9 protein-coding genes and 3 pseudogenes are annotated in these 19,072 nt (G+C 30.7%); all 12 read right to left on the reverse strand.

Going from position 1 to position 19,072, the window contains the following annotated elements:
* Positions 1-93 precede the first annotated feature (93 nt).
* A complete protein-coding gene (locus ACQH2P_RS05985; RefSeq protein WP_425364117.1) occupies positions 94-828 on the reverse strand; it encodes a PD-(D/E)XK nuclease family protein in 735 nt (244 codons plus the stop codon).
* A pseudogene (locus ACQH2P_RS05990) lies at positions 829-3,321 on the reverse strand (UvrD-helicase domain-containing protein); the annotation flags it as partial. It abuts the gene before it with no gap.
* Positions 3,322-3,367: 46 nt separating this feature from the next.
* The gene (locus ACQH2P_RS05995) at positions 3,368-5,644 is read right to left on the reverse strand and encodes a tetratricopeptide repeat protein (protein ID WP_425363437.1); all 2,277 of its coding nucleotides are present in this window, start codon (positions 5,642-5,644) and stop codon (positions 3,368-3,370) included.
* Between the two features lie 292 nt (positions 5,645-5,936).
* Positions 5,937-8,186, reverse strand: a complete 2,250-nt coding sequence (locus ACQH2P_RS06000; protein WP_425363438.1) for a tetratricopeptide repeat protein — start codon at positions 8,184-8,186, stop codon at positions 5,937-5,939.
* A gap of 293 nt (positions 8,187-8,479) precedes the next feature.
* Positions 8,480-10,729: a tetratricopeptide repeat protein gene (locus ACQH2P_RS06005; protein WP_425363439.1), complete on the reverse strand. Its 2,250-nt coding sequence runs from the start codon at positions 10,727-10,729 to the stop codon at positions 8,480-8,482.
* A gap of 294 nt (positions 10,730-11,023) precedes the next feature.
* Positions 11,024-13,252 (reverse strand): tetratricopeptide repeat protein, encoded by a 2,229-nt coding sequence (locus ACQH2P_RS06010; protein WP_425363440.1) that lies wholly within the window; start codon positions 13,250-13,252, stop codon positions 11,024-11,026.
* A gap of 107 nt (positions 13,253-13,359) precedes the next feature.
* On the reverse strand, positions 13,360-13,536 hold the full coding sequence (locus ACQH2P_RS06015; RefSeq protein WP_425363441.1) for a hypothetical protein: 177 nt from the start codon (positions 13,534-13,536) through the stop codon (positions 13,360-13,362).
* 95 nt (positions 13,537-13,631) lie between these two features.
* A complete protein-coding gene (locus ACQH2P_RS06020) occupies positions 13,632-16,436 on the reverse strand; it encodes a 2-oxoglutarate dehydrogenase E1 component (protein ID WP_425363442.1) in 2,805 nt (934 codons plus the stop codon).
* A gap of 179 nt (positions 16,437-16,615) precedes the next feature.
* Positions 16,616-17,104 (reverse strand): Na+/H+ antiporter subunit E, encoded by a 489-nt coding sequence (locus ACQH2P_RS06025; protein ID WP_425363443.1) that lies wholly within the window; start codon positions 17,102-17,104, stop codon positions 16,616-16,618.
* Positions 17,091-17,591 (reverse strand): annotated as a pseudogene (locus tag ACQH2P_RS06030) (DHA2 family efflux MFS transporter permease subunit); the annotation flags it as partial. The gene ACQH2P_RS06025 and the pseudogene ACQH2P_RS06030, both read right to left, overlap by 14 nt.
* Complete coding sequence (locus ACQH2P_RS06035) at positions 17,581-17,706, reverse strand: hypothetical protein (protein WP_425363444.1); 126 nt, start codon at positions 17,704-17,706, stop codon at positions 17,581-17,583. The gene ACQH2P_RS06035 and the pseudogene ACQH2P_RS06030, both read right to left, overlap by 11 nt.
* A gap of 20 nt (positions 17,707-17,726) precedes the next feature.
* A pseudogene (locus tag ACQH2P_RS06040) lies at positions 17,727-18,912 on the reverse strand (DHA2 family efflux MFS transporter permease subunit); the annotation flags it as partial.
* Positions 18,913-19,072 lie beyond the last annotated feature (160 nt).

Raw genomic sequence — 19,072 nt, forward strand, 5'->3', positions numbered from 1 at the left:
GTATTTATCCATGCAAAATGTATTTTCCAAAGGCTAATAAGTATGCGACTTTAAAAAGATGTGGGTTAATAGTAAGGCAATGACGGAGTAACGCTATTCAGGTTCACTATAACTAGTAGTCATGAAACTGGCATCTTCTAACCATAAAATTTTGCAAATGATTTCATTGTCAGGATACAGCTTAGCTACTATATGTCGGTAAAAATTCAACTGATCAATATAAGACTCCTTAACTAATTGACAGCTTTTAGGTGGTTTGGCATCGGATTTGTAATCAATAATGGTTATTTTCTTTGTATCAATGGCAAGTAGATCAATCCTTCCTATTTTAACATCATCATTTAGATTTATTCCTATCGTTATCTCAGTTTTTAGTTCTTGAGAAATAAGTGTCATAAATTCTGCATTATTTAGTAACTTATCAATATTCTTATGAATTTTCTCTTGTAAAATTGCTGGTAACTTTTCAATAAATGGGTGGGTGTGCATACTAGAAAAATCATTAATCTTTACGGCATCTTCTAGAATTTTATGAAATATCCTACCATATTCCAAATGATCATTAACTATAAGAGGAGAGTTAACTGAATAATTTTTCTTGGTATCTTTGGTAATTTTATTAATAAGAAAAAGGTTTGGTATCCATTTAATGTCATTCCCGCGTAGGCGGGAATCTATATCCCTGCTTTCGCAAGGGTAACATCCGTCGTTGGTATTATTCCCACTTTCTTCAATGTTATCCCTGCTTTCGTAATGATGACACCCCTCATCAATAACCGTTTCATAAACTATAATACCATTCTCATATAGCTTACCATGCATATTCATTGTTCTAGAAACTAACTCATACCAACAATTTTGTGGTAGCTTATTACCACTTGCCTGATAACCACATATCACTAAATGATCTTCTGCTCTGGTCATTGCCACATAAAGTAGCCTGATATATTCTTGTAAGTCTCTTTGTTGTTCCTGTTCCTTAAGAGCTTTAAGAAATTCTGGGCTATTAGATGATTGAGTGGCAGAGAACATATTACCATCTTGATCCCAAATAAATTTATTGCTATTAGTTGGCACTGAGCTAGTGTCACAAAGAATAACAATCGGTGCTTGTAGCCCTTTAGAAGCATGGACGGTCATGACCTTTATCTTACTTGACGATTCTAAGTTCCGTTTAATATCAATTTTGTTATTTTCAAACCAATAAACAAAGCTTTGTAGTGAGCTATCTATATTACTGGCATAATTAGCACTTAAATATATTAATTCATTTATTACATCATTACTATCAAACCCATTAGACTCAACTAGAATTTTCCTAATATCCAAACAATCGACGATCAATGAGAAAAAATTCCCACAATTGCTAACTTTGTATAGCTGTAAAAAATAACATAATTTATTATATATATTTGTATATTCTGGTATAGTTTGTAGATATGTCCAAATAGAATTTTTTCCACGAGAAATTGCAATCAACTGTATTTCTTGTTCACTCATGCCGATTATTGGTGATTTTAACAAAGCAATCAAATTCAAATCATCTTGAGGTAGTAGTACAAATTTTGCTATGGCTATTAAGTCTAATACTGACAAACTTTTATCTAAAGTGATTCGGTCGACATCTTCTACTTGTAAACCATGTTGCTTAAGACAGTTAATAATTGCAAAAATCAGCTCATCCCTCTTGCGTACTAAAATCATAAAATCTGATTCTTTAACTGGCGAATTAGTAGCATGTAGAATTCTTTGGCTTGCTATCTGACTTTTTATAAAATTAGCAATTTGTTCTGCAAGTACTTGCTGAGCAAATTTTGATTCATTATGCTCTTCTGGTAAAGACCAAAATAATTTAGTCTCTTTCTTCCCTCTAACTATTGGCCAAAGTTCGACTCTACCTTTATCAGTTTGACGAAATGGCAAAATTTTAGGATTCTCAGAGGGAAATAATTGAGGGGTAGTATTTTTAATTTGTTGTAAAATTAGGTAGACAATATCGATAATTCTTTCGGTAGATCTATAAGACCATTCAAGAGTAATATTTTTAAAATTCTTATTTGCCTCAGAGAATTTTTTATACAAATTTTCATTAACATAATTAAAAGAGCTAAGATTTGCTCCTTGGAAGCTAAAAATTGACTGTTTTTCATCGCCTACGACAAAAATAGTGCTTTTTTTATGCTTAGTGGCAGAACAAAATTCTGCTATAATTGCAGTGATAATGGTCCATTGTTCCGGGCTAGTATCTTGTGCTTCATCAACAAGTAAATGCTCAACCCCGCCATCAAGTTTATATGACACCCAACTTTTTGTAGTATCATCTGTCAATAATAATTGTGTCAAATAAATTAAATCATCATAATCGAGCAGACTGTGGGCAGTTTTGTAGGAATCATATTTATCAAGAAAAAGCTTTGCTAAATTACGCAATAAATTTGAATAATTCTCCATATCTTGCATTTTAGCTTGCTGCTCTAACTGAAAAATTTTCTCTTGAATATATTCAAGCTCATTCAATAACTTTGGATATTTTGTTGCTATAGATTTAGGCAACATATTCTTACGTTTAGTATATTCTTTCGTAAGAAAAAATTGTTGAATTTCCTGATCTAGGTTAATAGCTATTGAATATTTTGCAAGTAATTGTCGAGCCTTATCATAAAGATTTGATAATTGTTCAGGAATGTAAGAACTAATAGTTTGATGTTCCTTATACTCCATTTGCTTAGCAAATAATTTCTTAAACTTAATCTTTTGCTGAATTATTTCAGAGAAAATATCATTTATGGTTACTTCATGGAAGTTTGTTAAAAAAAAACTAATCAACTCGTTATAAGTTGGATCTAAATAGATTTGGTTTCTTATTTTGTTAACAACCCCTTGTGCTGTGATCTCGTCGAGAATCTGAAATTCTGGATTAATACTCGCTTCAAAAGGAAATAATTTAAGCATCCTTTGACAGAAAGCATGAATAGTATAAATGTTAATCCCATCTTCAGAGTTTAGTAGTCTGTAATATAAAGTTTTGGTATGTTGCAGCTCACTTTCTAAAGGCTCCCTGGCAAGTAATAAACCTAACTCTTTAGTCAACTTAGTATTTCCCTCTACAGCAAACTTAGCAAGTTTATTTCTAATTCTACTCTGCATTTCAAGGGCAGCTGCATTAGTGAAAGTTAAGCATAAGATTTTGTTAAATGGAGTCCCATTAATTAGTAACCTGAGTACTCTATCTGTTAGGATTTTGGTTTTACCTGTACCCGCTGAGGCAGAGACCCAAACAGAATATTCGGGGTCTGATGCTTGTTGTTGTAATTCATTCATTTTTTAAAAGGAGTCCTATTATTTAAAGCAGAAGAGTATATCTAATCTAGTTTTCTTTTGCCCATAAATCCATATTATATTGTTTACAATACTCAAACATAGATACAGTATTAGGGTGTTTTATCCCAAACTCCTTGACTTGCGGTTTGCCAAAAAATTTATAACTAAATAAGTTTTTTGCTTTACATGCAGCTTTGGCTCCTTGATTATATAAGTAACTAACTTGAGCTACATTCTTACGATTATCTCTATACAAATAATAATATATGGTATAAGCTTTATTATAGAATTTGATTGCTTCTTTTATATTATCTTGGGCAAATAGAACATCACCCTGTACTACATAACTAGCAGCTAAAATTGGATCTTCCGAATAATCTGCCCCTTTGGGGTTCCTACGCTCATCTGCTAAAAATATGGATATAGCCTTGTTAACATGCTCTAAAGCTTGGTCTATCTTACCCAATCCTAATTCACTTCTTGCCATTTGACTATAAATACGACCTAATATTTCATGAACATCTTTTTGGGAGGATTCACACAAATCATATAATTCTTTGACTTGAGTATATGCTTGTTGATATTCTTTAAGATGATTTAATATCTCTACTTTGATTACATAAATATCTATAAGAAATAGATCATCTATACTTAATCCATTTTTAGTATCTATTTCTATAGTTTTATTATTTTCTTCTAATGATTCACTATACTTTCCTTGTAGCAATAATAACTCTGTTTTAGCACTATGTATATAAGATAGGTCAGCTTTATCCATTAAACCTTCATTAAACATTTGTTCTACAATTTGAATGTTTTTTTCTGCTTCTTGAACCTGTCCTAATGGGATATTATACATTGCTAAAGAATAATATAAACTCCATAAAGATTCATAACCTTTTATCTTGTCTAATATTTCTTTTGCTCTTGTACAATAATTTATTGCTACCCTATAATTAGAACAGTTAATTGCATAATTCCATGCTATTACATGTAAGCACATTGCATATGCATATTTTTCATCATTATTCATCGACCATAAATTAAATTTACCAGTCCCATTTTGATCATTCTCATTGAACCAATTAATTAATTTCTCTACATTAAGGTAATCGACAGAATTCACATAGTGTATCATTAGCTGTGCATTCAATTGCAGAAGTTTATATATATTTGAATTATATTTTGCAGCATTCCTAGCAAGAATTTCAAAATTTTCAAGTATAGTTTTCGCTTTCCTAAAAAGTTGAGCTTTTACCGAGTTCTTTTTTGGCACAGACCCGACTAATTTAGTAACGATATCCTCTAAATAAGCTTTATTATTCTTATTACCATTAATTTCAGCTGTTTTCTGAGCAATAACATCATGCATCTCAAATATAGGGTTAGTTTCATTTGGATCAATGTTAGATATTAAGGAAAATTTAGATAATTGATAAATATCATCGTTTATGGTACTTTGATCATCAGTAATACAACTTAGTAATTCTTTTGAAAAGCCTTGATTATTTATTAAGGCTATCTTATTTAGTAATCTTTTAGCACTTGGCTTTAATTCATTAATAGCTAATAAAATGTTCAATTTAATTTTATCTGATGATTGGTGAATTTTGTTCTTATATTCGGCTCTATCTAAACCTTGTACATTATTTAATAATTGTGCCCCTTGTACTATCAGGATAGGATAACCAGCAAATTCTTCACTCAAGAATTCTGCTGATTTTGGATCGTTATGTTCTAAAATATTGCTCGCAAGAGTAAAGATGTCACCTTTTTCAAATACAGTCATTTTAACTATGTTTGGTAATATTTCACTATCTTGGGAGCAAAATATAACATGTCCGTTATGTTCCCAATCAACAAACTCCTGAACTTTCTTATTTTTACTTACCTTTAGATTATCAAACACCAGCAACCATTTATCTTGACTAGAGAAATGGTTCATTATTTCTTTTCGTACTAACATTATATCTTCTGATATTAAATTAGATTTAGAAGTAGCATTAATAGCCTTTGCTAGTTTTAACAATTCTGCATTAATATCTAAATTACAATCAATAAACCAAATAAGTTTATAATTATTTTGATTCTCATAAGAATACGTTCTAGTAAGTTGGGTTTTCCCCATGCCACTGGTTCCTATAATACTTGCTTGTCGATATTTAATTAAATTATTTTTGAGCAGATTTAGTTGTTTGACATGATCGACAAAATAAGTAACTGGTGTAACAAAATTAGATATCTGGTTAGATGTTTGATCTTGGGCGAATGAATTAAGAGGCATTATTAATAATGTTATTAATAATATAAAATATTTATTCATTTTTTTTGCTAGTTAATGGTTTCAGAAAAGTTGCATTATTATCTTATCTTTGGTTTGTTCATTCATATTCCTTCTTATCTTAATTTATTTAACTATATTCCTTAACTATTGTCAATTATTGATTTTATAGTAGTATATTCTTCTGCTTTAAAGAATTGGCTCCTGCAAATACTTGCGGGTCATTCGCGTGCGAAACAAAGCTTTATACGCCTAGCACCTTTACTCCTTGTTTTACGTTCCAATTCTTCAAATCATTTGAGTATACTCTCAAATTTTAATCAATATACCTGAGTTATTTTTCTTTAGCCCATAAATCCATATTATATTGTTTACAATACTCAAACATAGATACAGTATTAGGGTGTTTTATCCCAAACTCCTTGACTTGCGGTTTGCCAAAAAATTTATAACTAAATAAGTTTTTTGCTTTACATGCAGCTTTGGCTCCTTGATTATATAAGTAACTAACTTGAGCTACATTCTTACGATTATCTCTATATAAATAATAATATATGCTATAAGCTTTATTATAGGATTCTATTGCTGTTTTTATATTATCTTGGGCAAATAGAATATCACCTTGCACTACGTAGCTTATTGCTAGCTCTGGAACTTCCAAAAAATCCGCATCTTTGGAAGCCATACGCTCACAGGCCAAGAATATGGAGATAGTCTGGTTAATATGCTCTGAAGCTTGGTCTAGCATGCCTAATCCTAACTCACTTCTTGCCATTATACGATAGATTTCACCAAGTATTTCAGGAGTTTTGCAATGTTCACATAAATTATATAATTTCTTAGCTTGCTCATATGCTTTTTGGTATTCTTCAAGATAATTTAATATTTCTACTTTAAGTATATAAGGACTAACAAGAAACAGGTCATCAGGACTTAGCCCATTTTTAATGGATACTTCTATAGTTTTATTAATTTTCTCTAATGATTCAGTATATTTCCCTTGTACCAATAATAACTGTGCTTTAACAAAATATATATAGACTAGGTCGCTTTGATCTATTAAACCTTCATTGAGCATTTGTTCCATCATTAGAATGTTTTTTTCTGCTTCTTGAACCTGTCCTAACACAATATTACATATTGCTAAATTATAAAACAAAGTCCACTTGTCAGATTCATAACCTTTGACATTCTCAAATATTTCTTGTGATCTTATAAAATATTTCATTGCCATTCTATAATCAGAGTAACTCCTATAATAACTACCTATTATTTGCATATACTTTACATATATATATTTTTCATTATTATTCATTAACCATAACTTAAATTTTCCTTCCTGATCAACTTTATTAAACCAGTCGATCTTCTTTTCTGCAATAGAAACATTAAGAGAATTAAAATATTGGGCCATTATTTGCAAATTAAGAGCCATAATTTTATATATATTTGCATTATATTTTTCTGAATTTCTTAAAATTATTTCAAGATTCTCTTGCATAGTTTTAGTATTTCTAAAAATATGAGCTTTTACTGGATTATGTGGTATATAATTCATTAATTTAGTAATAATATCCTCTAAATAAGCTTTATTATTCCTGCTACCATTAATCTCAGCTATTTTCTGAGCAATAACATCGTGCATTTCCAAGATAGGGTTAGTGTCGTTAGAGTCAATATTAGATATTAAGGCAAATTTAGATAATTGATAAATATCATCGTTTATGGTACTTTGATCATCAGTAATAAAACTTAATAATTCTTTTGAAAAACCTTGATTATTTATTAGGGCTATTTTATTTAATAAATTTCTTGCACTTGGCTTTAATTGATTGATAGCTAATATAATGTTCAATTTAATTCTGTCTGCTGATTGTTGGATTCTTTTCCTATATTCTTCTCTATCTAAACCTGGTACATTATTTAATAATTGTACTCCTTGTACTATCAGAATGGGGTAACCGGTAAACTCTTCACTCAAGAATTCTGCTGATTTTGGATCGTTATATTCTAAAATATTGTTAGCAAGAGTAATGGCGTCATTTTTTTCAAATGCAGTCATTTTAACTATGTTTGGTAATATTTCACTATCTTGGGAACAAAATATAATGTGTCCGTTATGTTCCCAATCAACAAATTCTTGAACTTTTTTATTTCCACTTATCTTTAGATTATCAAATATTATTAACCATTTATCTTGACTTGATAAATAGCTCATTACTTCTTTTCGTATTAATTTTATATCTTCTGATATTAAATTAGATTTAGAAGTAGCATTAATAGCTTTTGCTAGCTTTAGCAGTTCTTGGTTAATATCTAAATTACAGTCAATAAACCAAATAAGTTTATAATTATTTTGATTCTCATAAGAATATGTTCTAGTAAGTTGGGTTTTCCCTATGCCACTGGTGCCTATAATACTTGCTTGTCGATACTTAATTAAGTTGTTCTTAAGTATATTTAGTTGTTTGATATGATTAACAAAATAAGTAACTGGTGCAACAACATTAGATGTTTGATCTTGGGCGAATGAATTAAGAGGCATTATTAATAATGTTATTAATAATATAAAATATTTATTCATTTTTTTTGTTAGTTAATGGTTTCAGAAAAGTTGCATTATTATCTTATCTTTGGTTTGTTCATTCATATTCCTTCTTATCTTAATTTATTTAACTATATTCCTTAACTATTGTCAATTATTGATTTTATAGTAGTATATATCTTCTGCTTTAAAGAATTGGCTCCTGCAAATACTTGCGGGTCATTCGCGTGCGAAACAAAGCTTTATACGCCTAGCACCTTTACTCCTTGTTTTACGTTCCAATTCTTCAAATCATTTGAGTATACTCTCAAATTTTAATCAATATACCTGAGTTATTTTTCTTTAGCCCATAAATCCATATTATATTGTTTACAATACTCAAACATAGATACAGTATTAGGGTGTTTTATTCCAAACTCCTTGACTTGCGGTTTACCAAAAAATTTATAACTAAATAAGTTTTTTGCTTTACATGCCGCTTTGGCTCCTTGACTATATAAGTAACTAACTTGAGCTACATTCTTACGATTATCTCTATATAAATAATAATATATGCTATAAGCTTTATTATAGGATCCTATAGCTTCTTTTATATTATTTTGGGCAAATAGAATATCACCTTGTACTACGTAGCTTATTGCTAGCTCTGGAACTTCCAAAAAATCCGCATCTTTGGAAGCCATACGCTCACAGGCCAAGAATATGGAGATAGTCTGGTTAATATGCTCTGAAGCTTGGTCTAGCATGCCTAATCCTAACTCACTTCTTGCCATTATACGATAGATTTCACCAAGTATTTCAGGAGTTTTGCAATGTTCACATAAATTATATAATTTCTTAGCTTGCTCATATGCTTTTTGGTATTCTTCAAGATAATTTAATATTTCTACTTTAAGTATATAAGGAGGTATAAGTAATAGATCATCAAAACTTATCCCATTTTTAATGTACATCTCTATAGTGTTATTATTTTGCTCTAATGATTCAGTATATTTCCCTTGTACAAATAATGACAGCGCTTTAACAAAATATATATAGACTATGTCACTTTTATCCATTAAACCTTCATTGAGCATTCTCTCCATCATTAGAATATTTTTTTCAGCTTCTTGGATATTTCCAAATACAATATTACATGTTGCTAAATTATAAAATAAACTCCATTTGTTAGATTCATAACCTTTGGAATTTTCAACTATTTCTTGTGATCTTGTAAAATATTTCATTGCCATTCTATAATCAGCATAACTCCTATAATAACTACCTATTGCTTGTATATATCTTACATATATATTTTTTTCATCATTAGTCATTAACCATAATTTAAATTTTCCTTCTTGCTCAGCTTTATTAAACCAGTTAACCTTCTTTTCTACAATAGAATAATTAAAAGAATTACAATATTGAATCATTATTTGAAAATTAAGAGCCATAATTTTATATATATTTGCATTATATTCTTCGGAATTTCTTAAAATTATTTCAAGATTTTCTTGTATAGTTTTAGCATTTCTAAAAATATGAGCTTTTACTGGATTATGTGGTATATAATTCATTAATTTAGTAATAATATCCTCTAAATAAGCTTTATTATTCCTGCTACCATTAATCTCAGCTATTTTCTGAGCAATAACATCGTGCATTTCCAAGATAGGGTTAGTGTCGTTAGAGTCAATATTAGATATTAAGGCAAATTTAGATAATTGATAAATATCATCGTTTATGGTACTTTGATCATCAGTAATAAAACTTAATAATTCTTTTGAAAAACCTTGATTATTTATTAGGGCTATTTTATTTAATAAATTTCTTGCACTTGGCTTTAATTGATTGATAGCTAATATAATGTTCAATTTAATTCTGTCTGCTGATTGTTGGATTCTTTTCCTATATTCTTCTCTATCTAAACCTGGTACATTATTTAATAATTGTACTCCTTGTACTATCAGAATGGGGTAACCGGTAAACTCTTCACTCAAGAATTCTGCTGATTTTGGATCGTTATATTCTAAAATATTGTTAGCAAGAGTAATGGCGTCATTTTTTTCAAATGCAGTCATTTTAACTATGTTTGGTAATATTTCACTATCTTGGGAACAAAATATAATGTGTCCGTTATGTTCCCAATCAACAAATTCTTGAACTTTTTTATTTCCACTTATCTTTAGATTATCAAATATTATTAACCATTTATCTTGACTTGATAAATAGCTCATTACTTCTTTTCGTATTAATTTTATATCTTCTGATATTAAATTAGATTTAGAAGTAGCATTAATAGCTTTTGCTAGCTTTAGCAGTTCTTGGTTAATATCTAAATTACAGTCAATAAACCAAATAAGTTTATAATTATTTTGATTCTCATAAGAATATGTTCTAGTAAGTTGGGTTTTCCCTATGCCACTGGTGCCTATAATACTTGCTTGTCGATACTTAATTAAGTTGTTCTTAAGTATATTTAGTTGTTTGACATGATTGACAAAATAAGTAACTGGTGCAATGAAATTAGATACTTGTTGTTGAGCAAATGAACTAGGTGATATTATTAATAATGTTATTAATAATATAAAATATTTGTTCATTTTTTTTTGCTAGTTAATGGTTTCAGAAAAATTACATTATTATCTTATCTTTGGTTTGTTCATTCATATTCCTTCTTATCTCAATTTATTTAACTATATTCCTTAACTATTGTCAATTATTGATTTTATAGTAGTATATTCTTCTGCTTTAAAGAATTGGCTCCTGCAAATACTTGCGGGGCATTCGCGTGCGAAACAAAGCTTTATACGCCTAGCACCTTTACTCCTTGTTCTACGTTCCAATTCTTCAAATCATTTGAGTATACTCTCAAATTGTAATCCAATATACCTAATCTAGTTTCCTTTTGCCCATAAATCCATATTATATTGTTTACAATACTCAAACATAGATATAGTATTAGGGTGCTTTATTCCAAACTCCTTTACTTGCGACTTACCAAAAAATTTATAATTAGATAACTTTTTTTCTTTACATGCTGCTTTGGCTCCTTGACTATATAAATAACTAACTTGAGCTACATTCTTACGATTATCTCTATATAAATAATAATATATGCTATAAGCTTTATTATAGAATTTGATTGCTTCTTTTATATTATCTTGGGCAAATAGAATATCACCTTGTACTACATAGCTCGTTGCTAGGTCTGGGTTTTCCGAATAATCTGTATTTTCAGGATTTCTACGTTCATCAGCTAAAAATATGGAGATAGCCTGGTTAACATGCTCTGAGGCTTGGTCTAGCATGCCTAGACCTAACTCACTTTTTGCCATTACACTATAAATACAAGCGACTATTTTAGGAGTTTTGCAATGTTCGCACAAATTATATAATTTCTTAGCCCTCTCATATGCTTTTTGGTATTCTTCAAGATAATTTAATATTTCTATTTCAAATATATAAGGAGGTATAAGAAATAGATCGCCAGGACTTAGCCCATTTTTAATGAATATTTCTATAATTTTATTATTTTGTTCTAATGATTCAGTATATTTCCCTTGTATAAATAATAACTGTGCTTTAGCATCATGTATATAACCTTGATCTATTAAGCCTTCATTAAGCATTTGCTCTATCATTTGAATGTTTTTTTCGGCTTCTTCAACCTGCCCTAACATAATATTACATTTTGCTAAATTATAAAATAAAGTCCATTTGTCAGATTCACAACTTTTCTCATTCTCCAATATTTCTTGCACTCTTATAAAATATTTCATTGCCATTCTATAATCAGAACAACTCTTATAATGACTACCTATTACTTGCATATACTTTACATATATATTTTTTTCATTATTATCCATTAACCATAATTTAAATTTTCCTTCCTGATCAGCTTTATTAAACCAGTTAGCCTTCTTCTCTGCACTGTAATAATCAAGAGAATTAAAATATTGAGACATTATTTGCAAATTAAGAGCCATAATTTTATATATATTTGCATTATATTTTTCTGAATTTCTTAAGATTATTTCAAGATTCTCTTGCATAGTTTTGGCATTTCTAACAACACGAGCTTTTACTGCATTTCTTGGTATATAATTCATTAATTTAGTAATAACATCCTCTAAATAAGCTTTATTATTCTCACCACAATTAATCTCGACTATTTTCTTAGCAATAACATCATGCATTTCAAAGACAGGATTAGCGTCATTAGAATCAATGTTAGATATTAAGGCAAATTTAGATAATTGATAAAGATCATCGTTTATGGTACTTTGATCGTCAGTAATAAAACTTAATAATTCTTTTGAAAAACCTTGATTATTTATTAAGGCTATTTTATTTAATAGATTTCTTGCACTTGGCTTTAACTGATCGATAGCTAATATAATGTTCGATTTAATTCGATCCGTTGATTGTTGGATTTCCTCTTTATATTTTTTTCTATCCAAGCCTGGTACATTATTTAATAATTGCGCACCTTGTACTATCAGGATAGGATAACCAGCAAATTCTTCGCTCAAAAATTTTGCTAATTTTGGATCGTTATTTTCTAGAATATTACTAGCAAGGATACTGACGTCACTTTTTTCAAAGACAGTCATTTTAACTATGTTCGGTAATATTTCACTATCTTGGGAGCAAAATATAACGTATCCGTTATGCTCCCAATTAACAAACTCTTGAACTTTCTTATTTTCACTTACCTTTAGATTATCAAATATTATTAACCATTTATCTTGACTTGACAAATAGCTTATTACTTCTTCTCGTATTAGTGTTATATCTTCTGATATTAGACTAGATTTAGCAGTATTATTAATAGCTTTTGCTAGCTTTAACAATTCTTGGTTAATATCTAAATTACAGTCAATAAACCAAATAAGTTTATAATCATTTTTATTCTCATAACAATACATTCTAGCAAGTTGGGTTTTCCCCATGCCACTGGTGCCTATAATACTTGCTTGCCGATACTTAATTAAGTTGTTCTTGAGTAGATTTAGTTGTTTGACATGATTGACAAAATAAGTAACTGGTGCAATGAAATTAGATACTTGTTGTTGAGCAAATGAACTAGGTGATATTATTAATAATATCAAATATTTACTCATTTCTTTTTCTATTGCTGGTGAATGGTTTCAGAAGAATTATATTCTTATTTAACTATATCATTCAACTATTGTCAACTATTGATTTTGTGTCAATATACCAGGGCAATTTAAAAGTCGCAACTAATGATATAAAATACTAGATTATAGAAATGAATAACCGTCATCGCGAGCCACGAAGTGGCGTGGCGATCCAAATAAACAGCTTGCTGTTTTATTTTTGCCGTTGCAATTTTCTGGATTGCCGTGTCGTAGCGAAGCGGCTCCTCGCAATGACGTTTATGCATTTCTCAAAACAGATTCTTATATCATTGATTGCGACTTTTAAACTGCCCTGGTCAATATACCCTGACACTTGAAAATTGCTTGACCAATCATTCAACTATTTGCCCAATGCTTCTTCAAGTAATTTTTCTTGTTGCTCATTATGTATGCTAAGCGACCCAACTGCTGGTGAAGCAGATTCATTCCTACCAACATATTTAAACTGATTATTAATTGATATATCTGTTAGGCTTTTATTTAAGTGGTCTTTAATAAAATTCCACGCTCCCATATTTTTAGGTTCTTCTTGACACCAAATAAACTCCTTAGCCTTATTATATTTACCTAATATTTTAATGATAATATCTTTTTCAAATGGGTATAATTGTTCAAGTCTAATAATCACCATATCTAAAATATTTTTTTCTTCTCTTTTTTCTAATAAATCATAGTAGACTTTACCACAACATAATATAACTCGCGTCACTTCCTTGGCATTTATCGCACTATTGGTCTCATCTAGCACAGGTATAAAGCTTGTATTCTCATCAATCTGCGATAGAGTTGATACAACCATTTTATGCCTTAATAAAGATTTTGGTGACATTACTATTAGTGGTTTACGAATATTACTGTATATTTGACGGCGTAATAAATGAAAGAATGAGGCTGGTGTCGTGGGATAGGTAACTTGAATATTATCTTCAGCAGCAAGCTGTAAAAATCTCTCAAATCTTGCAGAACTATGCTCTGGACCTTGTCCTTCCAATCCATGCGGTAGTAGCACTACTATACCACTCATCCTGAGCCATTTGCTTTCACTACTAGAAATGAATTGGTCAAAAATTATTTGAGCTCCATTAGCGAAATCACCAAATTGTGCTTCCCAAATTACTAAATTTTTTGGATTAGCTAATGAATAGCCATACTCAAAACCTAAAACTGCATACTCAGATAAATTGCTGTTAGCAATTTCAAAACTTGCTTGATTTTGCGACAAATTATTTAATGGAGTATAAGTTCTATCATCCATTTGACTATATAACACTGAATGACGGTGAGAGAAAGTGCCGCGTTCACAATCTTGACCAGTAAAACGTATTTTGGTGCCTGAACTTAATAAACTGGCAAAGGCTAGTTGTTCTGCGGTTGCCCAGTCGATAGGTTGATCTTGCTTCAAGGTATTTTCTCTTAATCCAAGTAATTTTACAAGTTTAGGATTTATAGGGAAGTCTTTGGGTATTTGACAAAGCTTTATACCCAGCTCTTTTAAGGTGTTTTTACTAACACCAGTGGAGTATATTTTAGTATTTGACCTAGTATAACCAGACCATAACCCCTTTAGGTACTGAGCTTGTGGTTGATAACTTTTGGCATGTTCGTATTCTTGATCTAATTTTAGTTTAAATTGTTCTTTTAATGTAGCAAAATAATTTTGGTCAATTATTCCATCTGCTACTAGTTCGTTTGCAAAAACCGTTGCTGGGGATTGTTTGTTTTTTATTACATTATACATAGCACCTTGAGTATACATAGGTTCATCACCTTCATTATGACCGTATTTACGATAACATACGATCTCAACGATTGCATCTCTAGCAAATTTATGTCGGTAATTCATCGCCATATTAGTAGCTTTGAGTACTGCTTGAATATCATCACCATTTACATGTAAAATTGGGCTACTAATTATCTTAACAAATTCGGTGGAGTATCTACTTGGTCTGGTATCATAACTATTCGTTGTAAAGCCAAGCTGATTATTAATGACAAAATGAATAATGCCACCAACATGATAAGCCTTTAAATTCGACATAAATAAACTTTCAGCTACTACACCTTGACCACAAAAAGCAGTATCACCATGAACTAAAATACTCATTACTTTCTTACGGTTAACATCTTGGATGTTGTCCTGTTTTGCTCGTACTTTACCAGCTACCACTGAATTTACTGCTTCCAAATGCGATGGATTATCTGCCATAGAGAGGTGAACCTTAGATTGCACTCTTATTCGATCTGATGAATAGCCAATATGATATTTCACATCACTTGAGATACCTAAATTATCAGGCAAGATACTTCCTGTCATAAATCCAGAAAGAATGGCTTTATAAGGCTTGGTCATTACCTTGGTCAAGGTGCTAAGTCTTCCTCGATGTGCCATACCTATTACGACATCTTCTATTCCATGGACAATAGACATATCTATGGCTTTATCTATAGCTACCACAGCTGCCTCTCCCCCCTCTACTGAAAAACGCTTTGCCCCAGGGAATTTTGTATGTAGATATTGTTCGAATCCTTCAATTTCTACTAAATCTTTTAGTACATCCTTCTTATCTTGTTCCAATATATTAAAAGCTTGAGTGTTACTTTCCATTTGTTCAGAAAGCCAAATTTTCTCATCTTCATTTGTCAGATGATCAAACTCTATAGCAATATCTTTAGCATAAGTTTGATCGAGCAAATTAACTAATTCGCCAAGTGTACAGGTTTTTATTCCAAAGAATTCATCATCAATTTCTATAATATTATTCAACTGATCTTTGGTAAAACCAAAATCTTCTATATTAAGCCTCAACTCACTTTTCGTTTTAAGAGTTTCGAGATTTAAGGGGTCTAGTTTTACTAAATAATGTCCACACTTACGGTAGCTGGCAATCATTACTTTTGCTCGGAGTTTGTTAGTGGCGGCAGAAACGTCCGTATCAAACGGCGAATGTCTTTCCTGAGGTGCAGTAATAACATGAGCAGTACTTTTTGTAATCTGGTAGCTATTATTATTCTCAATATTTTGGAAATAATTTTGCCAACTTTTATCAACTGCCGTATGATCTGATAAATATAGCTGATATAATTCTTCTATAAAGACAGCATTACTACCAAATAAAAAGCTGGTTTGTTTAAAATTTTTATCCATAATTCCTTTTCTTGATTAGGCTATAGTAAACTTTCGTCTATTAGCGAGAAGCTACTTTAGTAACGATGAAGCAATCCTGTTTTGTGTCATCCCTGCGTAAGCAGGGATCTAGATTCCCACCTATGCGGGAATGACAATTTACATTAGTGTTTACTATGGCTAAATGCTAATCAGGTCAGTTAAATGTAAACATTTCTCTTTGAAATGCACTGTACCCTTTTACTCATAGTAAAATTACCAAATTTTAAATTGTCAATTGATGATTGCTCCAAAGCATGTACCAATAACATATTATTTGATATGTCAAGCGTTACAGTTCCTGGTGTAAGGGTAATAGAATTACCATATACTACAAGGCTGGCATCATCTTTCTGCTCTGAATTAACCCACTCAAAGACTGGTTGTAAATTAAGATTCTTACACCATATAATTTTTATTACTGCTAAGCTAGATAACAGTATTTCTTTAATTAGCCAAATAAAATATAGTATAGAATAATAATGGCAATAGACCTTATTCGGAATTAAATTGAGCTTTATCGCAAAAAGATAAGCTATACCGACAATAATCGAGGAAGTCAACAACGCAAAAATATCAGTAGGTAATCCTGTTAGACCAAACGATATCAATAACAACATAATTAAAGTAAAGATTTTAGTGTGCATCATATCCTTTTCCCCCTCTAACAGTTGATGTAAATGGTAGAAAGATTATTACTATAAAAAATAACGCACTTATAATACCAAATATGTTATTTATCGCAATGACAAATGCTTCTTTATTTATATTATTGGCTAACAAAAAGTACGAGACCTTTTCCGGAACAACCACTCTACCATCCAATAATTGTCCCATAAACTGTAATTTCATTAGAGCGAAAGGTGAAGTGGATGAAATATTCTCATTTAGATATTGACAAAAAATCTTAGTTTTATCTGTAAGAAGAGTGCTAATAACTGCAATACCAACGGCTCCCCCAAAGTTACGAGTAAGATTATATAACCCACTAGCATTCCCTACCTTGTCTTTACTCATACTGCCTAAAGCAAGATTATTGGTAGGTAAAAAGCAAAACATCATCGCTAATCCTCTAATAAATTGCGGTAAGAAAAACTCCGCAAATTTAGCATCAGCTGTTAGAAAACTATTTAGATATAGTGAAACCTATTGAATTAGGTGATACAAACTTTGTGTCATACCTGCGAAAGCAGGTATCTAGATTCCCGCCTTCGCGGGAATGACAACTTACAATCGTTATGTTCTTTATCACCTAATCCTATGAGCATAACTATAGCAACCTAAACTAAACATAGCAAGACCAATAGCCAGCATAATTCTTAAATCCACGCTAGAACCAAGCATCTTTCCGGCAAGTGGAGCCGACAAAAATTGCCCTACGCCCGTAACCATCATAGTAAAGCCAATTTGCACAGTATTAAAACCAGCTATTATAGTTATGCTCATAGGATTAGGTGATAAAGAGCATAACGATTGTAAGTTGTCATTCCCGCGAAGGCGGGAATCTAGATACCTGCTTTCGCAGGTATGACACAAAGTTTGTATCACCTAATTCAATAGGTTTCACTATATAAATAAAAATAAAGGTAATAAATAGACTGCACCGTATAGCCCTATACCTATAACAAAAGAATAAACGCAACCAAAAGTAAAATTCTTATTAATAAAAAGTGTTAAATCTAATATTGGATTAATAAATGTTAGCTCTCTAATAATCAACGCAATAAACCCAACAACAGTCAAGATGATAAGGAATAATATCAAGCTATTCGTCCAACCTTTTTTATTCCCTTCTTCTAAAACATATTGTAAAGAAGCAAGAGTAATAGTAAGTAAAATAATGCCAAAAAAATCAAAATTCTTAAGCAAACCGTAATTAGGTTGATCAAAATCAGCATATAAATATACTATCACACAAACAAAAATACCAGGTATTACGTTGAGTAAAAACATAAAATGCCAAGATAAATATTCAGTAATGTAGCCCCCAAGTGTTGGAGCCATCGTCACTACTAACCCTACTATCACAGTAACTGTTGGACGTTTCTCAACAGGAAAAATTATAAATATTGTACTAAAGACGGTTGGTATCATTGCCCCACCAAAAAACCCTTGTAAAGCTCTAAAAATAATCATTGTTTCTATGTTGCTTGCCAATGAACATAGGACACTCATGATAGTGAAGCCCAAAGCAGCAATAAAATAAGAAATTCTAGTAGAAAGAAGTCTAGCGGTAAAACCAGTTATTGGTATTATAATCACTTGCTATAAGGTATGACGTTTGAACCCAGGATAATTCATCGCTAGAAGCAGAAAGCCCTGCTGCAATGGCTGATAAAGAACTGGCAACAATTTGAATATCCAATATTGCCATAAACATTCCGACTATCATTGCAAAAAATGCAAGTAATTGCTTGTTTGATAGTGGAGGAGAAGGAAGAGCTTGTTGTGTGAGCATGTTAGCTAGAACACCATCAATTATAGCATAGTATGTATATCACAAAAGTAACAATCTTACAACCATAAAGACTTAAAAAATACATATTTGGTAAAATATACTAGTATGAACTAATATTATAGATTATAATATACGTATGTACGTGTATTAAGTAGCTAAT

The organism is Candidatus Tisiphia endosymbiont of Hybos culiciformis, from assembly GCF_964030975.1.
In the GTDB taxonomy this organism is placed as follows: Bacteria; Pseudomonadota; Alphaproteobacteria; order Rickettsiales; family Rickettsiaceae; genus Tisiphia.

Bases quoted from the DNA above. Each gene is read 5' to 3' on its own strand.
- ACQH2P_RS05985 (WP_425364117.1), bottom strand. From the start codon at position 828: ATGAATATGCATGGTAAGCTATATGAGAATGGTATTATAGTTTATGAA.
- ACQH2P_RS05995 (WP_425363437.1), bottom strand. From the start codon at position 5,644: ATGAATAAATATTTTATATTATTAATAACATTATTAATAATGCCTCTT.
- ACQH2P_RS06000 (WP_425363438.1), bottom strand. From the start codon at position 8,186: ATGAATAAATATTTTATATTATTAATAACATTATTAATAATGCCTCTT.
- ACQH2P_RS06005 (WP_425363439.1), bottom strand. From the start codon at position 10,729: ATGAACAAATATTTTATATTATTAATAACATTATTAATAATATCACCT.
- ACQH2P_RS06010 (WP_425363440.1), bottom strand. From the start codon at position 13,252: ATGAGTAAATATTTGATATTATTAATAATATCACCTAGTTCATTTGCT.
- ACQH2P_RS06015 (WP_425363441.1), bottom strand. From the start codon at position 13,536: ATGCATAAACGTCATTGCGAGGAGCCGCTTCGCTACGACACGGCAATC.
- ACQH2P_RS06020 (WP_425363442.1), bottom strand. From the start codon at position 16,436: ATGGATAAAAATTTTAAACAAACCAGCTTTTTATTTGGTAGTAATGCT.
- ACQH2P_RS06025 (WP_425363443.1), bottom strand. From the start codon at position 17,104: ATGATGCACACTAAAATCTTTACTTTAATTATGTTGTTATTGATATCG.